23 protein-coding genes are annotated in these 20810 nt (G+C 41.8%); 16 read left to right on the top strand and 7 right to left on the bottom strand.

Annotated elements, in window-relative coordinates:
• Positions 1 to 96: 96 nt before the first annotated feature.
• The 3 genes from FED51_RS14940 to FED51_RS21420 all read right to left on the bottom strand — a co-directional run bounded on the left by FED51_RS14940 (position 97) and on the right by FED51_RS21420 (position 2509).
• Positions 97 to 1455 (bottom strand): MATE family efflux transporter, encoded by a 1359-nt coding sequence (locus FED51_RS14940; protein ID WP_053430636.1) that lies wholly within the window; start codon positions 1453 to 1455, stop codon positions 97 to 99.
• Between the two features lie 131 nt (positions 1456 to 1586).
• A complete protein-coding gene (locus FED51_RS14935; protein ID WP_053430637.1) occupies positions 1587 to 2333 on the bottom strand; it encodes a metal-dependent hydrolase family protein in 747 nt (248 codons plus the stop codon).
• Positions 2276 to 2509, bottom strand: a complete 234-nt coding sequence (locus FED51_RS21420) for a hypothetical protein (RefSeq protein WP_233443838.1) — start codon at positions 2507 to 2509, stop codon at positions 2276 to 2278. The genes FED51_RS14935 and FED51_RS21420 overlap by 58 nt, the downstream gene beginning before the upstream one ends.
• A 92-nt stretch (positions 2510 to 2601) precedes the next feature.
• Here FED51_RS21420 and FED51_RS14930 point away from each other — a divergent pair, with 92 nt between their 5' ends.
• Both FED51_RS14930 and FED51_RS14925 read left to right on the top strand, forming a co-directional pair.
• Positions 2602 to 3330, top strand: coding sequence for an alanyl-tRNA editing protein (locus FED51_RS14930; RefSeq protein WP_053430638.1), 729 nt, complete (start codon positions 2602 to 2604; stop codon positions 3328 to 3330).
• A 57-nt stretch (positions 3331 to 3387) separates the two neighbouring features.
• Positions 3388 to 4197 carry a 2OG-Fe(II)-dependent halogenase WelO5 family protein gene (locus tag FED51_RS14925; protein ID WP_053430639.1) on the top strand — a complete coding sequence of 270 codons (810 nt, stop codon included), beginning with the start codon at positions 3388 to 3390 and terminating at the stop codon, positions 4195 to 4197.
• Positions 4198 to 4436: 239 nt separating this feature from the next.
• Here FED51_RS14925 and FED51_RS14920 read toward each other — a convergent pair whose 3' ends face one another.
• Positions 4437 to 5069 (bottom strand): LysE family transporter, encoded by a 633-nt coding sequence (locus tag FED51_RS14920; protein WP_053430640.1) that lies wholly within the window; start codon positions 5067 to 5069, stop codon positions 4437 to 4439.
• 71 nt (positions 5070 to 5140) lie between these two features.
• Here FED51_RS14920 and FED51_RS14915 point away from each other — a divergent pair, with 71 nt between their 5' ends.
• On the top strand, positions 5141 to 5365 hold the full coding sequence (locus FED51_RS14915) for a hypothetical protein (protein ID WP_138090655.1): 225 nt from the start codon (positions 5141 to 5143) through the stop codon (positions 5363 to 5365).
• Between the two features lie 45 nt (positions 5366 to 5410).
• Here FED51_RS14915 and FED51_RS14910 read toward each other — a convergent pair whose 3' ends face one another.
• Positions 5411 to 6694, bottom strand: a complete 1284-nt coding sequence (locus tag FED51_RS14910) for an MFS transporter (protein WP_053430641.1) — start codon at positions 6692 to 6694, stop codon at positions 5411 to 5413.
• Positions 6695 to 7151: 457 nt separating this feature from the next.
• On the opposite strand from FED51_RS14910, the gene FED51_RS14905 reads away from it, so the two are divergent.
• The 3 genes from FED51_RS14905 to FED51_RS14895 all read left to right on the top strand — a co-directional run bounded on the left by FED51_RS14905 (position 7152) and on the right by FED51_RS14895 (position 9253).
• Positions 7152 to 7934 carry a S16 family serine protease gene (locus tag FED51_RS14905; protein ID WP_053430642.1) on the top strand — a complete coding sequence of 261 codons (783 nt, stop codon included), beginning with the start codon at positions 7152 to 7154 and terminating at the stop codon, positions 7932 to 7934.
• Complete coding sequence (locus tag FED51_RS14900) at positions 7931 to 8563, top strand: DUF4328 domain-containing protein (RefSeq protein WP_053430643.1); 633 nt, start codon at positions 7931 to 7933, stop codon at positions 8561 to 8563. Before FED51_RS14905 ends, FED51_RS14900 begins: the two co-directional genes overlap by 4 nt.
• A gap of 90 nt (positions 8564 to 8653) precedes the next feature.
• Positions 8654 to 9253, top strand: a complete 600-nt coding sequence (locus tag FED51_RS14895; protein WP_053430644.1) for a hypothetical protein — start codon at positions 8654 to 8656, stop codon at positions 9251 to 9253.
• A 67-nt stretch (positions 9254 to 9320) separates the two neighbouring features.
• Here the strand turns inward: FED51_RS14895 and FED51_RS14890 are convergent, their stop codons facing one another.
• Positions 9321 to 11057, bottom strand: a complete 1737-nt coding sequence (locus tag FED51_RS14890; RefSeq protein WP_053430645.1) for an alpha-glycosidase — start codon at positions 11055 to 11057, stop codon at positions 9321 to 9323.
• A 321-nt stretch (positions 11058 to 11378) separates the two neighbouring features.
• Between FED51_RS14890 and FED51_RS14885 the strand changes: the two genes are divergently transcribed.
• From FED51_RS14885 to FED51_RS14860, 6 genes are all read left to right on the top strand, one after another.
• A complete protein-coding gene (locus FED51_RS14885) occupies positions 11379 to 12668 on the top strand; it encodes an extracellular solute-binding protein (protein WP_053430646.1) in 1290 nt (429 codons plus the stop codon).
• Between the two features lie 93 nt (positions 12669 to 12761).
• A complete protein-coding gene (locus FED51_RS14880) occupies positions 12762 to 14054 on the top strand; it encodes a sugar ABC transporter permease (protein WP_053430647.1) in 1293 nt (430 codons plus the stop codon).
• Complete coding sequence (locus FED51_RS14875) at positions 14054 to 14896, top strand: sugar ABC transporter permease (protein WP_010899070.1); 843 nt, start codon at positions 14054 to 14056, stop codon at positions 14894 to 14896. Before FED51_RS14880 ends, FED51_RS14875 begins: the two co-directional genes overlap by 1 nt.
• Before the next feature lie 113 nt (positions 14897 to 15009).
• Positions 15010 to 16044 (top strand): LacI family DNA-binding transcriptional regulator, encoded by a 1035-nt coding sequence (locus FED51_RS14870; protein WP_053430648.1) that lies wholly within the window; start codon positions 15010 to 15012, stop codon positions 16042 to 16044.
• A 233-nt stretch (positions 16045 to 16277) separates the two neighbouring features.
• Positions 16278 to 17363: an AI-2E family transporter gene (locus FED51_RS14865; RefSeq protein ID WP_053430649.1), complete on the top strand. Its 1086-nt coding sequence runs from the start codon at positions 16278 to 16280 to the stop codon at positions 17361 to 17363.
• Between the two features lie 39 nt (positions 17364 to 17402).
• Positions 17403 to 17774: a rhodanese-like domain-containing protein gene (locus tag FED51_RS14860; RefSeq protein WP_010899067.1), complete on the top strand. Its 372-nt coding sequence runs from the start codon at positions 17403 to 17405 to the stop codon at positions 17772 to 17774.
• A gap of 68 nt (positions 17775 to 17842) precedes the next feature.
• Here FED51_RS14860 and FED51_RS14855 read toward each other — a convergent pair whose 3' ends face one another.
• Entirely contained in the window at positions 17843 to 17971 is a 129-nt protein-coding gene (locus FED51_RS14855; RefSeq protein WP_010899066.1) for a DUF3941 domain-containing protein, read from the bottom strand.
• Positions 17972 to 18084: 113 nt separating this feature from the next.
• Here FED51_RS14855 and FED51_RS14850 point away from each other — a divergent pair, with 113 nt between their 5' ends.
• The 4 genes from FED51_RS14850 to FED51_RS14835 all read left to right on the top strand — a co-directional run bounded on the left by FED51_RS14850 (position 18085) and on the right by FED51_RS14835 (position 20665).
• Entirely contained in the window at positions 18085 to 18339 is a 255-nt protein-coding gene (locus FED51_RS14850) for a hypothetical protein (protein WP_010899065.1), read from the top strand.
• Between the two features lie 174 nt (positions 18340 to 18513).
• Positions 18514 to 19293: an esterase gene (yjfP, locus tag FED51_RS14845; protein ID WP_053430650.1), complete on the top strand. Its 780-nt coding sequence runs from the start codon at positions 18514 to 18516 to the stop codon at positions 19291 to 19293.
• Positions 19294 to 19304: 11 nt separating this feature from the next.
• Positions 19305 to 20126, top strand: coding sequence for a YitT family protein (locus FED51_RS14840; RefSeq protein ID WP_041821717.1), 822 nt, complete (start codon positions 19305 to 19307; stop codon positions 20124 to 20126).
• A 35-nt stretch (positions 20127 to 20161) separates the two neighbouring features.
• On the top strand, positions 20162 to 20665 hold the full coding sequence (locus FED51_RS14835) for a BsuPI-related putative proteinase inhibitor (RefSeq protein ID WP_053430651.1): 504 nt from the start codon (positions 20162 to 20164) through the stop codon (positions 20663 to 20665).
• Positions 20666 to 20810: the final 145 nt, after the last annotated feature.

The raw sequence follows: 20810 nt of genomic DNA, 5'->3' as shown, positions 1-20810 counted from the left end.
TGGGATAAGTTTCGTGGGAGAAAATCCGACATATTTTTCATGTCTTCCCCCTGTTTTTTACAACGAACTGGGACATTTTCTCTTATATGAGCAGGTTTATGCAGACGCTTTTTTTCCGACAAAGGACATTTCTTGCCACTTCCCTTTCCGCCAACGCCAAATCATCAGCAATCCCCTGAACCATTCATCTGCGATAAAGGCAATCCATACCCCAATGAGGCCTAGACCGAGGGGGAGCCCTAGTAGATAGGCAATCGGTATGGCAATTCCCCACATGGACACGATCGCTAAATAGACCGGGAACTTAACATCCCCTGCCGCTCGCAGTGAGCTAATCACCACGAGGTTACACGCTCTCCCAGGTTCTAAGATGATCGTAAGCAAAAGCAAGGTCGTGCCGAGGGATAAGATGTCGGGATTGTCGGTGAAAATTCCGAGCAATGGTGTACTGAAAGCAAAAAATACCACAGCCATTGAAACGGAGACAGTCATGGCAATCCATAGACTTCTAAAACAGCGGACATACGCTGCCTGAATTTGTTTCGCACCGACCTGATGACCGATCAAAATTTGCGTACCTTGCCCGATGGCAACAGCAAAAAGGAACACGAACATCATCAAGTTCTGGGTGTACACTTTCGTTGTGAGTGCTTCTGTGCCCATCATAGCGATAAAGTAGGTGATCACTAACTGAGATGCATTGTAGGACAATTGCTCCCCAGCAGATGGAATCCCAATTTTTAATAGATTTCTCAATTCGACACGAGGAAATCTTTTTAATAAGTAAGCAAATGGAAGCTCTCCTCTAATTCGTTTATAAAGCAAGATGGCGATCACGAAAAGGCCAATCGTACGACTTACGACAGTGGATAAGGCAACACCTGTAACACCGAGCACGGGAATCCCAAACGGACCAAAAATAAACAAATAGTTTCCGATCACATTAAGGATGTTCATCCCGATCGTTACATACATAACATCTTTCGTAAATGAATGGCTCCGAAGAATGGCACCTGCGGTCATAATGAGTGACTGAACAACGGAAAAGCCACCGACGATTTGTAAATAAAGAGTGGCCTCTTGTAACAGGCTATCATCTAATTGCATCGCTTTTAGAATAGGTGGACCAAAGGCGATGAGCAATAAACCTAAAACGATACCAAATATCAAGTTGGCGCCTATCGAAACAACCGCTACTTTTCCGGCATTTTCTCGCTCCTTTGCACCAAGGTGTTGCGCGACTAAAATGCTTGTGCCAGTTGCGACGAACCCGAACATGACAATAATGACCGCGAGAATTTGATTTGAAACACCGACCGCAGCAACAGCGTCATCAGAATATTGACTGAGCATAAGAGTGTCAGCGTTTCCCATAAGCATGTGCAGCAAAATTTCAATGAATATAGGCCAAGTGAGGGCAAAGAGGGTGAGTTGTTTTTTCGTTTCACCTTTCATTTCTAATCCCCTTAAAAAATTAATGTCGACGTTAATTATAAAGGGTAACTTATGAAAAGGTAAGGGGTTATTTAGACTTGCGAAAAAAATTTTTCGCCTTTTTATTCTTTGTGAATATAAATGGCATTCTGTCAATGGATTTGATCCGGGTAAAGACGAACCCCTCCTTTAAACACGTGTTGAATATTCTTGAGGTTTCTTATATCTTCTAAAGGATTTCCTTTAACGACAATTAGGTCGGCCAATTTTTGTTCCTCAAGAGATCCTATTAAGGAATCGACTTTAAGACACTTAGCGCCTAAATAGGTAGCCGATTCAATGGCCTGAGCAGTTGTCATACCTTCTTCTAACATAATTTTTAATTCTTCTACAAGTTGACCGGGATTATTAAAAGGGGTCCCAGCGTCTGTACCCGCGATGATTTTAACGCCTCTTTCTAAAGCTAGTCGGAAACTTTTTCTATGTTCCTTTTCAATCTCTTCTATTTTATCTATCATATGTTGTGGAATGTGTTCACTGTTTTTTTGAAGTAATGTCGGAGCCAAGAGAGTAGGTGTGAGATAGATCCCTAAATCTCTCATCGTATCAACCGTTTCCTTATCTAAGTAATATCCATGTTCGATTGTATTGACTCCAGCTTTGATTGCGTTTTTAACCCCATTTAAGCCTATGGCGTGCGCGGCCGTGGTTAAAGAAGCTTTTGCCGCTTCTTGACAGATGCATTTAAGTTCATCGACATTAAAGTGAACAGCTCCTGGATGATTTCCTTTAGTTAATACGCCCCCAGTAGCCATTATTTTAATAAGGTCAGCTCCTTCTTTTATTCGTTGGCGAGTGGCCTTAATGACTTCATCCTTTCCGTCCACTTCTGTACCCATAGGTTGTCACCTGGTAGAACAGAAAAAGTTGTCCCATCAATGAACACATCAGCGTCTGTAATAGAATGGGCCGACACTTTAAGGATTTTATCTTGATCAAATAAAATGGAGCCATTTTCGATTACGCGATCAGCTATACCTATGATAAGTCTTGTATTGTGAATACAATATTTCATTGAAAATATAACCCTCCCTATTTGCAATAAAGTTTGCTAATATTATAATAACATGGTTCGTTTAACACTTATTAGTATAAAAGGTGGTATTTATGAGTAAAGAGTTGTATTTAGAAGATAGCTACCGACAAGATTATACCTCTAATGTTAAATTACTGTATAAAGACAAAGTCATATTGGAAGAGACCATCTTTCATCCTAATGGTGGAGGTCAGCCGAATGATGAAGGATGGCTTTATCAGAATGGAAAAGCATACAAGGTCATAAACGTAAGGAAAGAAGGAGAAGAGATTATTCATTATCTAGAGGATGCGGGCGATCTAGAGGAAGATGAAGTAAGAATGAAAATTAATTGGTCCCGCAGGTACAACTTTATGAAATATCACACTCTTCTTCATTTAGTTGCTGGCCACCTCTATCATGAATATGGTGCGCTAGCGATTGGAAATCAAATTTTTGAAAATAGGGCTCGATTAGACATTGATTTTCGCGGGGGAGAGCTTGATGTTGATTTTCATCGTGTAGAAGAAGAATTGAATCGTTTAATTAATGAAGGCAGAAAAATGAACATAAGAAATGTGGAGCGGGATTCGGAGAGTATAAGTGAGAAAATTAGAACGGTGATTAATTTGATTCCCGCTTCAGTAAAGAATATTCGCTTAGTCGCGATTGAAAATATGGATGAACAACCTTGTTCGGGGACTCATGTAAACAATATTAATGAAATTGGTCCCTTTAAAATCTCCGGTAATAAATCGAAAGGGAAAGGAAAGCGAAGACTAGAATTTCAATTAATAGAAAAAAATATAAAAAATGGTTGAAGTGCTAATGGACCCCTGCTATCATTTGATTGAATCATAAATATAGGAGGGGTCATTGTGCCTGAAGTAGCAGTAGATCTTTGGAAGGTTGTGAATGCTGATCGTTTGACTCCAGATTTGATTATTTCGCTTCTTAAAGGGGAGGTTGGTGCAGTTAGAATTCAGAATTTTCTTTCTGAAGAAGCTTGTAACAAATGTCTCGAAGCAATTAAAAATAATGGTGTAGATTATTACGAAGGAGTTTACCCTAAAATAGGGAAAGTCGGTATTACCCAATTTGAACATCGGTTTAGTGCTGAGAAGAAGAAAGAGTATTTTGCAAAGGCGAAACAGGCAAATCATGTGAGAGAATCAATCTTTCAAGCTTCCAATGACCCAGTTAAAGAAGTAGTAGAAGCTGTTCAAGAGGGGTGGGAGCACCCTGTCACCTTTGCCGTTGAAAAAGGCACCAATGAACAATATTTTGCAGGGTTAATTCGTGTAATGAATAGAGCACTCCTTCATGTTGACTGGGCAGGAGGATTGGATGGTCTATTTCCAGAATGGTCAATTGGTGAAATCAACGCTCAGTTAGCTTGGAACATTTACTTACAACCTAGTAACAGCGGAGGCTCTACAATCGTTTATCGTCGCTTGTGGAGAAAATCAGATGAAACTTTCTATAAATTACAGGATAGTTACGCATATAATGAGGAAGTGGTCGCTGATTCCGATTTTGTTCGTATCATTCCACAGCAAGGTGAGCTAGTGTTCTTCAACCCCCAGCATTATCATGAAGTACAAATGACAGAAGGAGACACAGATCGAATCACTGTAAGCTCCTTTATCGGATTAATGCCAGATCAGCGTTTAGTTTTTTGGTCTTAAGTTTTGAAGAAAGATAAATCTAGCCGAATGTACCGTAAATAAAATCGGGTGAGCCATTAAAGCGGATCACCCGATTTTGTTTTTTGCCCTAGTCAGTTTGTTCAAGCTTTCTAAGGTTATGGGAGAGGTCACAAGCACGAGCTTAATGTGCACTCCCTTGCAGTTGTTGATCTAGTCACTGTTACCGTAAAGTAAAGCAGCCTTAAGGAATACAGTTTTGCGATATTGTCTTATTTTTCTTAAAAAGCTCCGATGATAATTCGAATGGCGAAAAATAGCAAAGCTGCCCCTAGAAATCTATCAAACCAGTAAGAGTGTGTTTGATAAAAACGTCTGAAATGCTTATAGGAGATGAAAATGGCCAAAAAGGAAAACCATAATCCCACTGCCACCACCACTTCTAATCCATACATCCACCTCACCCAATCAGCCGTTTGCGGTGTTATAAATTGTGAAAAGATACTTAAAAAAAAGAGAGCAGCTTTAGGATTTAAAAGGTTAGTAATAAACCCTTCTTTGAAACCTTGTATGGATGATTTACTATCTTTTGTTGATTGGATTGGTTGTGTTTCTTCGATTACAGCTTCTTCCTTTTTAGGGGGAGATGAGCGTATGGCATGAAAACCTAACCAAATTAAATAAGCAGCTCCTAATAGTTGAATCGTAAAAAAAAGGGCAGGATATGTTTCAATTAAAAAAGCAAATCCCAGTACTGTATATGTAATATGAACGATTAGGGCAGAAGCAATCCCTAAAGAAGTTAGGATACCAACTCTCGCTCCAAACCCTAGGCTGTTTTTCATGACGATAAAGAAGTCTGGGCCAGGAGACATTCCTGCTAACAGCCCGACGATGAATACCTCAACGAACATGTACGGTTCCCCCTTTCTTTTTGAAAAATTATAACAAATTATAGGAATTCCTACAATCTGGAAAGGGGGCGATGGGGTATATATGTGTTCCTTGTTATCTCTTATTAGGCGATCATGAGCGTATTCTCTTTTCTCTAAGACCACGCACTATCATTTACAACATTCATGTGATCATTGATCATCATAACTGGAAGACAGCTCAAGTAGACGGAAGATACGCAGTGCCAAAAGAGAACGGATCATTGGGCGGAAGCCGGATGCAGGGTATAGCTGCTCCCATCCTATATCCGGCTTAACATGTCTACCCTTCTTAAAAGATTTTAAGTCTCCACGCACCTATGCTACTGCATGAGTTTTACTCTAGGTTCGACAGCATCTTCCTTCCCTGCATCAGGGACAAACGTTAACACAATCAAACCAATGGCGAATAATACGATTAAGCTAGATACACCGAAAGCAGAGCTTCCTGTTATTTGGGTGATGACACCGACAAGAAATGGCCCTGAAACAGCGGCAAATCGACCAAAGATCGTATAGAAGCCAAAGAATTCGTTTGACTTTTCTTTTGGAACCATCTGGGCAAAATAGGAGCGACTTAGCGCTTGAATTCCTCCTTGTGAAGTGGCAACGAGCATGGCCATTATCCAAAAGTCTACACTAGTTCTCAAGAACATGGCGTATACACAAACGATCATATAAATGACAATCCCTGTATAAAGCATCTTTTTTACACCGAATCGGTTGGCTAACGTTCCGTATAGTATTGAAAAGGGAGCTGCTACAATTTGTACTGCCAATAATGCAAGAATGAGGTCGGTTGCGCTTAAGCCTAAGTCGGTACCATAGGCGGTTGACATGGAAATAATGGTTCCGACGCCATCAATGTAAAAGAAATAGGCGATTAAAAACAAAAACACTGTCCGATATTGTCTGATTTCTTTAAAGGTTTGTCCGAGACGTTTAAAGCTACTGACAACCATTTTTGGTTCTCGTTCAACCCCATATTGTTGCTTCACGTTTTTAAGCATTGGAATCGTAAAAACGAGCCACCATCCCGCGGTAATTAGAAAGGCACTTCGACTGGCTTCAGACACAGTCAATCGGATAGTGCCTGTTTGGGCTAAAATGATGAGCGCTATGCAAATAATAAAAGGAATGGAGCTACCAACATAACCTAAAGCGTACCCCCTTGCCGATAGTTCATCCATTCGTTGTTTCGTTGTCACGTCGACTATATATGCATCGTAAAATACATTTGCTCCCCGGGCTCCTAAAGATGTGAGGGTGTAAACCAGTAAGAGTAGCAACCAATGGTTGTCAGGGACAAAAAACAAGCCGATTGTCGATAGTACCCCTATGAAAAAAAAGGAGCCGAAAAATTTCCCTTTCATCCCTCTATAGTCCGCAACGGTCCCTAAAATGGGTCCAAGCAATGCCAATAAAAAGGTCGCGATGGAAATTGTATAGCCAAGATAAGCTGTCGAATCAGCAGGGGCAACGCCGCCATTAGTTGCTACCTCTTTATAATAAATAGGGAAAATGGCCGTTACAATAATAAGAAAATAGGCGGAATCCGCCCAATCATACATCATCCAACTTTTCTCTGCTTTATTATATTTACCCATGAATTTGTCCCTCCTTAGTAGTAGTCTACTTAAGAGGCGAAAACAATCCTAGATTCATAGGGAAGACTTAACGGTTTTTACATTTTATTAACATTGCACCGATAATGTCTTATCAAAAAAAGGTGTCAAATGGAGAGGAAAATCCTTTAAACAGATACTAAGTCCATTGATAGTCTTGAATTTGGAGAAAGTACAAATCTAACATCATAGGTATTTGTTACCTCGTCCTTTTGGAATAATTTAAGCTGGTTGTGAATTGAAAAATAATGAAATTCACCTATTTATCCCCTGTTTATCTTCGTTTATGATTGATAGATGGTAATTCATACCACTCTTTTGTAGGAGGGGAAAGGAATATGATAAATAGGGTGCAAGAGGGGAAAAGAAAATGTAACATTTACCGTTTAACAAATGATGTTGAACGGTCTATTCAAAGCTTGTGAACGGCTTCTAGGAGGTGCACACAATCAAAGCATCAAAAGAACTGAAAATTAGCATTGTGCTAGTAGCGATTCCGCTATTCATTGTACTTCTACTCGTTTATGTACCGGTACAGGAGGAATATGACGCAAAAGGAAACATTACTCCTGTCAGTGAATTGGGGATTGAAGGAAGTGTTTATTTTACTTACGTTCATACAGGAATCATAGAAAATTATTTGGAAAAGTTTTTCGTTAAAATGATCTTTAATGATGCAGAGTTTATCCCATTGGCGGATGAGGAGTTTGAGCTTTATTCTGAAGATTACGAGGAAGAGCTAGAGGAGGAAACCTATAAAGAGCAAACGATTGTCAATGCCGTTCATGTCACAACAACGGAAATTGTGGAAGAACAAGCTATTCAGAAAAAGGTCGAGGACATTCTGTCTCAAACGGAGGAATATGACGGAAACTCATTCGGATTAATGATTGCCATTGGCTTGATGGAAGAAATGAATATGTTGGACTATTCTTGGGGGAACTCCATTATCATCGCTGGAACAGGGACCATGGAGTACGATGGAACCGTCGGGTTCGTTGGCGCTATTCGACAAAAGCTGCTCACCGCTGCCGATAGCGGTGTCGATGTTTTTTTTATTCCTAAAGATGAAGACATCTATGGTGAGTACAGTAATGAGCGGGAGGCCCACCAAGTGCTCGAAGAGGAGAATCTAGATCTACTTGTTGTTCCCGTCGAAACATTAGACGAAGCTATTGATTATTTAGAAAACGACGAAATGGGAAAGGTGTTTACACAATGAACAAACTACGCTCTGAATCTGTTAGCAACATACTATCAATTATACTTAAGATATCAATCGTTTTAGCCAGTGTTGCATTAATTAATACCGCTCTCTTTGACGCTGCCCCAGAAGTTTACGAGTACTTATTTCGGTTTGATCAAGCGGTGATCCTTTTGCTCACCTTTCTTTATTATATTCTCCTTGTCCTTTATTTGATTTGGGTTTATAAAGTTCATGTGGATTTCAACAATCTTTTTCTGGATTACCCGATTACCCCAGGGAAGGCAGTCGGATTTTACTTTATCCCTATTTTTAATTTTTATTGGCTTTTTAACATTCCTATGAAAATAAGTAATAAGTTAAAACACGAGCCAGTAACTGCCGATGACGGGAAACGTTTTTCTGCTATGTGGCCATTTGCAATGGGTCTTTATTTCTTCAATTCTTTCATTGATAACTATATCAGTAGAACACATCCCTTAGATATTTCTAACGAGTTATGGCTCGTATCAGATCTCGTTTTTCTGACTCTAATGATTTTGTCGTTTCTGTTATTAAAGGCCGTCACAAACAGCTTACAGCAGTTAAAGGCTAGCAAGGAAGACCTCGAGCAACAACCTGAGGAGGAACCGTCATTAAAAGCTTAACCATGAGCAGTTTAGTATTTATACCGTTTGAAGGAACGAGGGCAGCAACCGCCCCCTTTGACAGCATGAAAATGTTATGGAGGAATGGACATGAATGAGGGCAACCACCAAGGGAGCGAAAAAAAGAAGAAAACGAATCGATCAGGGAAATATAACGCATATAAATGGCCTACGATTATCATGATCACAGGATTGATTCTTAGTTTTTTCTATAAATACGGGGATATGATATTTGAGGATAAAACGGTTCCAGAAGCTGTCACGCCTGAAATTCAAGAGTCCATTAGGGAAACACAAGAAGATTTTGCACAAGAAAGAGCAGTTAGCATGGTAGAAAAAACGATACAACCTGTCGAATTATTTCTGCAACGTTTGGCTGAGAATGAGTTAGAAGCGGTTCTATCGCAAATCGTTGAACCAAGTTACCAATCAATCATACGAGAAAATTTAGACCATCCTCTTTTTGAACAATTGATCGGTGCAGAAATCGCAGAAGTTTTTTATCCACATAGAGGGTTATCGCTCGTCGCTTATTGTCTTCTAGTGAATAAAGAAACAGATGTTCAGGCAATTGTCGGAGTAGAACTTGGCCAAATCGCCTACATTTACGCAGACGATTGGAATGAATCACAAGAAGACATAGAAAAGTATGAATCGCTATTGGAAGAAATCAAGCAGAACGAAGATTAGTCTTTCATTGCAAACAACACACCACTTTTTTGAACTTTCAAGTGGTGTGTTGTTCTATTCTAAAGACCTATTTAAGCACCATCGCGGATTTAGCCGGGATGCCAATTTCTGTTGTGAGCGAGAGAGTTTCACCTGTTAGCAAGTCATTTGCGTCACGATTTGTCCAGCTGACAGGTAACTGTACGCTGTCTGGTTGATCTGTGGAATTGATGACAAACAAGAGCTGTTGATTTTCGTATGTTTTTTGATAGATGAGAAGAGAAGAATCATTCTCCACAAACGTCAAATCCCCTTCGGTTCCGAAAGCTTTCTCTTGCTTGCGAAGTTGTATGAGCCTTTTGACAAAGGAGAGTAACTCTTGATTTTGTTCTTCTTCCTCCCAAATCATGCATTTACGACATCCAGGATCTTGCCCACCGGTCATGCCAATCTCATCACCGTAATAAATACACGGTGTTCCGCGCTGCGAAAAGAGCAAGAGAAACTGAAGTTTAACACGGGCCACATCGTGGTTCGTTTGCGTCAATATTCGCGGGGTATCATGACTACCGAGCAAATTAAAGGCTACTTGTTGGACGTGAATTGGGTACATGTGCGTCAATTGGGTTATGACATGCTCGAATTGCTGTTTACCTATCTTTTGTTTCCCGGCAAAATCGATGATCGCATTAGTCAGTGGATAATTCATGACCGCATCAAATTGATCGCCGGCAAGCCAAGGAAGGGAGTTGTGCCATACTTCACCAAGGATGTATAAGTCAGGCTTTAGTGCTTTAACTCTTTTACGAAATTCTCGCCAAAAGGCATGGTCGACTTCATTAGCTACGTCTAACCGCCAGCCGTCAATGTCAAACTCTTTGATCCAATACGTTGCCACATTCAGCAAGTATTCTCTCACTTTCTCGTTTTCTGTATTGAACTTTGGCATAAATGGCGTGAAGGCAAACGTATCGTAGTTTGGCGGCTCTTCCGCACGAACAGGAAAGTCACGCAAATGAAACCAATCACGATATTTTGAGTGCTGCTGGTTTTTGAGCACATCTTGAAACGGTGGAAAGTAGAAGCCGGCATGATTGAAAACGGCATCAAGCATGATGCGAATTCCCCGTTTGTGGCACTCATCTACAAGACGTTTAAACGTTGCTTTATCACCAAAGTGAGGGTCCACTTTTATATAATCAATCGTGTCGTATTTATGATTAGAAAACGCTTCAAAGATCGGTGTTAAATAGATTCCATTAATCCCTAACTCTTGCAAGTAATCGAGATGATCGATGATTCCTTGAAGGTCTCCACCGAAATGATTGGTTGGAGTTGGGGCAGCGCTTCCCCACGGTAAGGTACCTTCAGGATTACGGCTCGGATCCCCATTTGCAAAGCGTTCGGGAAAAATTTGATACCATACAGTGGCTTTTACCCACTCAGGTGGTGAAAACAAATCAGCTGGATTCATAAATGGAAAGCAGAAATAGTCGCTCGTATCTTTTGATGGTGTATCGAGAAACCCACTTTCTCCATAGTAGATCGTTTCAGTTTTTGTTATGATTTCGAAGCCATAACGCAACCGTCGATAAGGAGGAGTTACCTCTACGAACCAGAAATCATGCTGTGCATCAGATCCTGTTGGAGTCATCTCTTTTTTAGAGGTTACCCATTGTTTTTTTACCCAGTCATAAGGATCGCCATAAATCAGGTTCACTTTTTGCACGTAATTCTTACCTGTGCGAAGACGAATGTGCATCGTGCTTTTATCATAAGCATAAGCGTCTTCACTTTTTGGTCGATGATAGATTGTAGCTTTCAATCGTAACTAACTCCCTTCCATATGAGATTACAAGCTTGCTTAAACGTTTACAGTCTTTATACTTTTCAGCCTAGGAGATGAGGATAGGAATGTCAAGAGAAATGTGCAAACGTTTGTCGAATGATAGGTTAATAGATTTCTATGTGACAGAAAAAATAGTTGTATTCCTCATGATAACGTAATATAATGGCGTTGGAAGTGGTTATTGCAACCGGTTTCATTTTTTCTCGTAGGTTGTGCAAACGATTTCCTAAAATTGCGCTGCTGCAAGGTGAGTTTTCGGCCTTGCAGAGAAAATTACGTTTAAGGGGGAAAAACGAAATGAAGAGAACAAAATCATTTTTGTGGCTTACTGTTTTAGTTCTTGCGTTATCGGCATTGCTTGCTGCGTGTGGTCCTGATCGTGATGAAGGAAATGGTTCAGCAAGTGAGAGCGGAGCGTCAGCTGGTGAAGATGGGGGAGAAGGGACAGCACCAGAGAAGCCAGATACATTAACAATGTGGGTCAATGATGAAGATGCACAATTAAGTGCATATGAACAAATTGTTGAGAAATATGAAGAAGAGACAGGCATTGCGGTTGAGATTACCCCATTTTCCATGCTTGATCAATTGGATGCCCTTTCTTTAGATGCAGCAGCTGGTGGTGGGCCTGATCTATTCTTCCAGCCGAACGATCGGATGGGGGATATTTACTTACAAGGGTTGGCGGCCGAGCTAGAGTTAACGCCAGAACAACTTGAAGGATATCCAGAAGGTGCAATTGATGCTTTAAACTACGAAGGAGCCCAGCTAGGGATACCGGCTGTTATTGAAACCTACACGTTATTCTATAACACTGAGCTTGTTCCAGAAGCACCTGAAACATTTGAGGAAATGGAACAAATCGCAGCAGAGCTTACGAATGCTAGCGCGGACGAGTACGGATTTTTAATGGAAGCGACTAATTTCTATTACCTTTACCCATTCCTTGAAGCGCATGGAGGCTACGTGTTTGAGCAAGATGCGGAAGGCGTGTATGATTCGGCAAGCATCGGCCTTGCCAACGAAGGTGCGATTGAAGGAGCAAGTTTAATTCAATCATGGTTTGAAGAAGGTTACTTACCAGTAGGGATTAACGGTGATATTATGAGCGGCTATTTCCGCGATGGACAAGTGGGAGCCGTCATCACGGGTCCATGGAGCATTCCGGAATTTTCAGAGGCTCTTGGCGACAATCTAGCCGTTGCTCCTCTTCCTAAAATCAACGGCAAAAATCCTGCTTCATTTTCAGGCGTAAAAGGTTGGTTAGTGAACGAATACAGCGCGAATCAATATTGGGCAACAGACTTAGCGTTATTTATTACAAACCCTGAAAACTCACTTACGTACTTTGAAGTAGCAGGTGAGTTGCCAGCTCGTACAGATGTGGAGATTGATGATGAACTGCGTCAACCGATTTTAGAGCAATCTGAATACGCAGTGCCGATGCCGAACATCCCAGCCATGTCATCTGTATGGGAACCAATGGAGGATGCATTTGAGTTCATTTCACAAGGGGAGGATCCGGCAGAAGTTTTAGAAGAAGCGGTTCAACAAATTGCTGATAAGATCACCCTTCAAGAAAGTTAATTCAAGTGATTGGATGGAGAGTTAACCGCTCTCCATCCTTCTGATAGAGTGTAGGCGGTGAACGAGGTCATCGCATGTAGAGGAGGAACAAAAATGGAAAAAGAGGTAAGGGAGAAAGCAGCGACAACGAACCCAAAACTCGCGCTTTTACTGTCGATCATTCCTGGATTGGGACAATTGTACAATAAGCGTTATTTAAAAGGGTCGGTCTTTTTCATTCTCTTTGCTGCCTTTATCATCGTCTTTCATGACTTTTTAAATATTGGCTATTGGGGGATTATGACGCTAGGGACGTTAGAGAGAGTCGATGACTCACGGATGTTACTCGCCCAAGGAATCATGGCGCTCATTCTTACCGTTTTTGCCGTTGGCTTTTATCTTCTAAATTTACGTGATGCATATAAGGATGCAAAGAGAATTCAACAAGGCTGGAGAATTCCTCCGCTTCGAGAAAGCTTTCAGCAAGCATGGGATAAAGGATTCCCTTATATGCTTATCGGGCCGGGACTCATCTTTTTAATCTTTACTGTTGTCTTTCCTCTGTTGTTTATGCTCGGACTTGCCTTTACGAACTACAATTTGTATAATGCCCCGCCCCGCAATTTACTTGATTGGGTTGGATTTGACAACTTTGTTCAGCTCGTAACAGTACCGATTTGGCGCGAAACGTTTTTTAGCGTCTTTTCCTGGACGTTAATTTGGACGTTTGTCGCCACGTCATGTCAAATTGCGCTCGGGTTATTTTTAGCGATGATGGTCAATGATCCGCGGATTAAGTTTAAAAAATTCATTCGCACGATTCTAATTTTACCGTGGGCCGTACCAGCTTTTGTGACGATTTTGATTTTCTCTGCGATGTTTAATGACAATTTCGGTGCTATTAACCGAGATATTCTCATTCCTTTGTTTGGCCAAGGGGCTCCATGGTTAACTGATCCATTCTGGTCCCGGTTCGCGTTAATCATGATTCAAACTTGGCTAGGCTTTCCATTTGTTTTTGCCTTATTTACGGGGGTTCTTCAAAGCATTTCAAGCGACTGGTACGAAGCGGCAGATATGGATGGAGCCAATCGACTGCAAAAATTTCGTCACATTACGATGCCACATATTTTGTTTGCGACCGCGCCGCTACTCATCATGCAGTATGCAGGAAACTTTAACAACTTTACGATCATTTATCTTTTTAACCAAGGGGGACCGCCGATTCGCGGGCAAAATGCAGGCGGAACCGATATTCTAATTTCGTGGGTGTACAGTCTCACATTTGAAAACTCACAGTACAGTATGGCGGCAGCCATTTCGATTATTATCGGTTTAATTGTTGCCGGTTTCGCTTTGTTCCAGTTCCGTCGCAGTCGTTCCTTTAAAGAGGAGGGGAGTATCTAATGAATAAAAAAGTAAAATCACGACTCGAAGTGACAGCGATTTATTTGTTTTTACTCGTCATGGGTATCGTCATTCTTTATCCCCTTCTTTGGACGGTCGGGTTGTCGTTGAATCCCGGGACAAGTTTATTCTCGTCACGGATGATCCCAGAGACGATTTCGTTTCGCCATTATGAATGGTTGTTCTTCGATCCGCGAAGCAACTATTTGCAATGGTATAAAAATACGCTCATCGTCGCGAGTGTAACCTCTGTTTGTTCAACGTTCCTTGTCGCTTTAACAGCCTATGCGTTTTCACGTTATCGTTTTGTCGGAAGAACATATGGCCTGTACGGCTTTTTATTGCTGCAAATGTTCCCTGTTTTAATGGCGATGGTCGCCTTGTATATTTTGTTAAACACGGTGAATTTGCTTGATACGCTTCTTGGGCTTATCCTTATTTATGTAGGAACCTCCATTCCGATGAATGCGTTTCTCGTAAAAGGCTACTTTGATACGATTCCTCGCGAATTAGACGAATCAGCGAAATTGGATGGTGCTGGCCATTTCCGTATTTTCTTTACGATTATGCTACCACTGGCAAAGCCCATTTTAGCCGTCGTGGCACTGTTTAATTTTATGTCGCCTTTCATGGATTTTATTTTGCCACGAATTATTTTACGAAGCCCCGAGAATTATACGCTCGCTTTAGGGTTATTCAACTTTGTGAACGATCAGTTTGCCAACAACTTTACTAGGTTTGCGGCAGGAGCAATTTTAATTGCCATTCCGATTGCAACTGTTTTCTTGTTCTTGCAGCGCTATTTGATTAGCGGGTTAACGACTGGTGCTACGAAAGGTTAAATTAGGAACCCCTTTCTTTAAATAAAAAAGAAAGTCTATCGTCTTTTGTGAAAAAATCGTTTACAATAAAAAACGATTGTTCATACAAATTTTTACGATCGGAGGGGATACCGATGGCGGTAACAATTAAAGATGTGGCAAAACTGGCAAAGGTTGCACCGTCAACGGTATCACGAGTCATTGCCAACAATCCGAGAATTAGCCAACGAACAAAGGAGCGCGTCCGTGAAGCGATGGAGCAACTCGGATATTATCCGAATTACAATGCTCGGAGTCTCGTGAACCAAAGTACAAAAACGTTAGGGATCATCATTCCGAGCTCTGCGAGAATTGCGTTTCAGAACCCATTTTTTCCTGAAGTCATTCGCGGGATCACGACGAAGGCGTATGTTGAAAAGTATGGCTTGTACTTATCCACAGGGCAGACGGAAGAGGAACTGCTTGCAGAGGTAAAAGAGATGGTGCAGAGTCGCAGGGTGGATGGAATTCTTTTGTTGTATGCGAAACAAGATGACAAAGTGATGCCATATTTAATTGAAGAAGATTTTCCTTTTGTCCTAGTCGGTCGACCGTACGACGATCAGCTTAAGGAACTCGTTTCGTTCGTGAATAATGACAATGTGAAAGCAGCCAAAATGGTAACAGAGTACATCCTATTACTCGGCCATCGAAAAATTGGATTCATTGGTGGGAATCTTGAATACACGGTGACGATTGACCACAAGGAAGGGTATCAGCGTGCACTTGCCAACGCAGGAATCCCGTTTCGCGAGGAGTATGTTGTCTACTATGATGAGGTTGAAGAAGGGGGACAAGAAGCGGTCATTGAGCTAATGTCCCTTGAAGAGCCACCGACGGCCTTAATCGTGGCTGACGATTTAATGGCATTAGGTGTCTTGCGCATGTTAGACGAAATGGATGTTTCAGTACCGGAGGAAATGTCGATCATTAGCTTTAACAATGCAATGATTTCTGAACTGTCTTCTCCGCCTCTTACGACAGTGGATATTCATATTTTTGACTTAGGCTTTCAAGCGACCGAATGCTTGATCGAGAAAATGAAAGATCCAGAGCGACCGCCAGCACAAATTATTATTCCTCATAAGCTCATTAAACGGCAAACGTGCCGGCGTCTACTAAAATCATAAGTTCAAGCGGTCTGACATAGTCGGACCGTTTTTTTGTACAACAACTGAGAATCTTTTCTCCTTTAAAAGCTTGCCAATCATCATCGGTTCACAAACTTATCGGTTTGTTCTTTCACTCCGGTGCTTTGGGTCAATTGCTGCGCTTTTCCGTTTCTCTTTCGAAGAAACTGGAAAGCATGGTATAATGTAATGGCATGGAAATTGAAAAAAACGCTGAAAGGAATCGAGTACATATGCCCCAGGGGAAGTGGTTTCGATTCGGTTATGGAATCGTACTTGTTTTACTCATTATTTATTTAGGCTCGCTTGTTGATTGGATTTTCCGTCCAATTGTCGTATTCGTTCAAACACTATTTGCGCCAGTCATTATTGCCGGAATTCTATACTATTTATTCCGTCCGATCGTAGGGCTATTGTCGAAAAAACTGAACCGAGGGCTGTCGATCTTGATTCTCTTTTTAATGATTATTGGAGCATTCACGGCCTTTTCGTTAATTGTCGGACCAGAGCTACAGAGACAGTTCCAAAGTTTGTATAATAATTTGCCTACGTTGATCAATCAAGTACGGGATACGTTTATAGCCTTACAGTCGAATGAGCTGTTCAATCGATTCCAAGAAAGTGAAACGTTCCAGCCTGAGGAGATGATTTCACGCTTCGTCAATTCTTTAAATGATATTATTGGAACGATTGGTGCCAATATTACAGGCTTTATTGGGGCACTTGCGAACTTTTTTATCATCCTTGTCCTCGTCCCATTTATTTTGTTCTACTTGCTAAAAGAAGGGGAAAAGCTGCCCGTTCAATTGTTGAAGCTTTTCAACAAGAAGCAGCAGCACGAAGGTCGACTTATCTTAGCCGATATGGATAAAATGTTAAGCTCTTACATTCAAGGGCAGATTATCGTCAGCTTTTGTGTAGGTATTCTCTGCTATATTGCTTATTTAATTATTGGTCTGGATTATGCGTTGATTTTAGCCCTTGTTGCCATGTTTACGAATGTGATTCCATTCGTTGGCCCGTGGATTGGAACATTTCCAGCGGTCATTGTGGCCTTTATCGACTCACCGCTCACCGCGCTCATTGTCGTAATTGTGGTCGTGGTGATTCAGCAAATCGAGAGCAATCTTATTTCTCCGCAAGTCATGGGGAAAAAGTTAGCGATTCATCCGATTACGATTATTTTCATTCTCCTTGTGGCAGGCCGCTTTGCAGGAGTGGTCGGAATGCTATTGGCCGTTCCAACTTACGCCGTCGGCAAAGTGATTGTGACCCATTCGTACCGATTATGGAAATTGCGTAAGCAGCCTGTAGAGTAGACGTTTTTTTGGTATGATAACAATTGAGGTGATTAAGAGATGGCTTTTGAATTAGATGGGATTGAACAAGTAGAGGAAACTGAACTAGCTGCTTTATTAAATGAAAAGGGCGATGAGACGATTGTCGTCGATGTCCGTGAGCCAGAAGAGTATGAGGCGGGACATATCCCAGGACTTCCGCTGTTACCGATGTCGTCCATCCCAGCCGTCGTTGCGGAAATGGATAAGGAAAAATCCTACATCTTCGTCTGCCGCAGCGGGAGCCGAAGCCAAAATGTAGCGCTCTATTTAAAAGATCAAGGCTTCCGTGATGTGAAAAACTATGCTGGTGGTATGCTTGAGTGGACTGGAGAGGTGACATCCGGTCTTGAATGGTTTGTGAAAGATGTCCATGAACTTTATAAAAAATAAGCTGGAAGCACCCGTATCTACTAATGACGGGTGCTTTTCGATTTAAGGAGCGGCTTCGTATATACTTATTACAAGTGATCGGTATCTTTCGAATACGTATGTTTTCCGTGTCTCGCATTCTCTTTCACCTGTTGGTTCTTTAGCTCACGAGCTGCCTGATGATCTTGCTTTTTCTTATTGTTGTCTTTCGTTACCATACGCGTTTCCCTCCTTTAAAGCTAGTGTGTGCTCCAGCTTGACTTTCATGTACACCATGTTTCAGTGAACGTAAGGCTGGGAATGGATTGATAAAGAAAGGAGAGGTGTGAAAATGAAAAAAACGTTAGGCTGGCTAACTGGAGTCGTTACGATCGCAGGGGTCACAGCATATGCACTGAACAATTGCACCATACGGAGCAAGCTTAAACGAGTCGTGAAAATAGGGAACCAACAGAAAAAAGAAGGCGACAAAACGAAACGAATCTCCATTGGTCATCCAGATCCTTATGATACAGAGGACAATCGAATGGTGGAAGAAGGGGCCCTCTACAGCATTCAACATTATAATAAGAAAAAGAACGCATGAAGCCTTAAATGTTGCTTCATGCGATTTTCTTTTTGAGAGCCACCTTTTATAATCAAAGGATAGCCGTATGAGAAAAAAGAAGCGGTAAAATGTCTAAAAGGATACAAGATGTGTTCTTTACTGGACAATGCTATAATTAGAAAAAATGGAAATGAAAAAAGCAGGAGTGAGATGATGATATCCGTTACAAATGAAACCATTGCTTCAATTCCGGCGTTACATGTAGTACAAGAAGAGCTCCGTCATGAGCCTTTACCGACCGTGTTTTTTTTACACGGGTTTACTAGTGCGAAGGAGCATAATCTTCATCATGCGTATTTACTTGCACAAAAGAGGATACGCGTCATCTTACCAGAAGCCCTCTATCACGGAGAACGGGCAGCTTTTGAAGACGAACAGAAATTGCAGCTTTCCTTTTGGGAAATCGTGCTGCGATCGATTGAAGAGTTACCTCAGATGAAACATTTTGTCGTGGAAAACGGGTGGACGGCTAGCGACGCCATTGGTGTAACAGGGACATCAATGGGGGCGATCACTATGTTCGGCGCCTTAAAGAAATACCCTTGGATCAGGGCAGGTGCTAGCTTAATGGGAAGTGCCTTTTACCAGCACTTTGCAAAAAAGCAGATCGAGTTTCTTGAGGAAAGAGGGGTTACACTGGCGAATGAAATAAAGGAAGACACCCTCATTAAATTGAAAGAGGTTGATCTTGGCGAGGAGATTGATGCTTTAAACAATCGTCCGCTTTATTTGTGGCATGGGGAGCGTGATAACGTTGTTCCTTTTGCCTACTCTCAGCAACTGAATGAGCAGCTACAACAAAGAAACTATGAGCAAGTGGTGTTTACGTCTGATCCTCGGGGTGATCACAAAGTCTCACGAGCAGCCCTACTGGAGAGCGTCGATTGGATGGCAAGACAGTTAATGCCAACGACTACATCTGTGAGGACATGATGAAGCAGACGATGTGGAATGAGTTAAAAAAGATCGTCGTTGTTGTGATAGGAGCTGTTTTTCTCGCTGCTTCTTTAAACTTCTTCCTTATTCCAGCTGATGTATTTGCTAGTGGGTTTACGGGAGTGGCGCAAATCTTAGCAACGCTCTTGCCTCTATCGACGGGGATTTTACTGTTGTTGCTCAACATTCCAGTTGCAATTATCGGTTGGTTAAAGCTCGGGAAGGCCTTCACGGTTTACTCCTTTCTAAGTGTGGCATTGACGACGCTGTTTTTAGAAGTGTTTCCGGTTCAGGCGTTTTCCCCTGATATTTTGTTAAACGCTGTATTTGGCGGGGTGGTTGCGGCAATTGGCGCTGGAATCACGTTGAAAGTCGGCGCTTCATCTGGTGGATTGGACATTATTGCCCTCTTGTTATCGAGAGTCAGTGATCGTCCCGTCGGCATTTATTTTTTTCTTTTGAATGGGTTGATCGTGGTCGCATCAGGTTTTTTGTTTGATGCAGAAAAAGCATTGTACACTCTTGTGACGTTATACGTGACATCCCGGATCATTGATGCGATTCATACTCGCCATGTTAAGCTCACTGCGATGATTGTCACGAAGAAGCCGACAGAATTGCGAAAAGCGATTCACGAGCGAATCACACGAGGGATCACGAGAATGCCGGCAAAAGGTGGGTATTTAGAGGATGATAAAGAAGTGCTGATGATCGTCCTTACGCGCTACGAGCTGTATGACTTACGACACGTTGTTCAAGAAGTGGACCCAGAGGCGTTCACGAATATTGTGCATACAGAGGGTGTATACGGATTGTTTCGCAAAACGTAAAAGGCAGGTTTTTGTTGAAGGGAGAGTGAAGAAAGATGAGAAGATGTTTGACCCTATTATTGGCATTAGGTCTCGCTACTCTTTCTGCTTGCGGGCAGGGGACCAGTTCTGAGCCAAGTGGTGATGGAACGAATGGGGATGCTAAGGAACTAAAAGAAGAATCTGAGGTGAATGGTGTGAATGTATCTGTATCAGCAGAAACAGTAGGAGATCAAATCGAAGCAACGATTACGCTCACAAACACGACCGATCAAGATGTTCATTTTCAATTTTCTTCAGGTCAGCAATATGAGTTGATCTTGAAAAATGAAGCAGGTGATACAGTCTATCGTTACTCGGACGATAAGATGTTTACGATGGCGCTCATTGATGAGACGCTTGCAGCAGGGGAATCGAAAACATGGACCGAATCGATCCCAGCAGGAGACCTTGAGTCAGGTACGTACACGTTGCTAGCAGAAGTCGTTGTCGCTGCAGTTGATGGCGAATCGGTTCCAAAGCCGTCTCCATACAAAGCACAAACGACCGTCATAAAGTAAGGGGCTGTCCCATAAGTCAAAATGATTGACTTATGGGCAGCCCTTTTGAATACAAAAAAATCGCCCCGTTCGTTATAATGTAAGTACCCACACAAACAAAATAAGAAAACGGAGGCGATTCTTTTGAGTAACTCTATAGCTACTT

Origin of the sequence: Halalkalibacterium halodurans (assembly GCF_005671335.1) — a bacterium.
Taxonomy (GTDB): domain Bacteria; phylum Bacillota; class Bacilli; order Bacillales; family Bacillaceae_D; genus Halalkalibacterium; species Halalkalibacterium halodurans.
The sequence above is the reverse complement of the archived record's forward strand: the minus strand, read 5'-3'. Positions and strand labels throughout refer to the sequence as shown.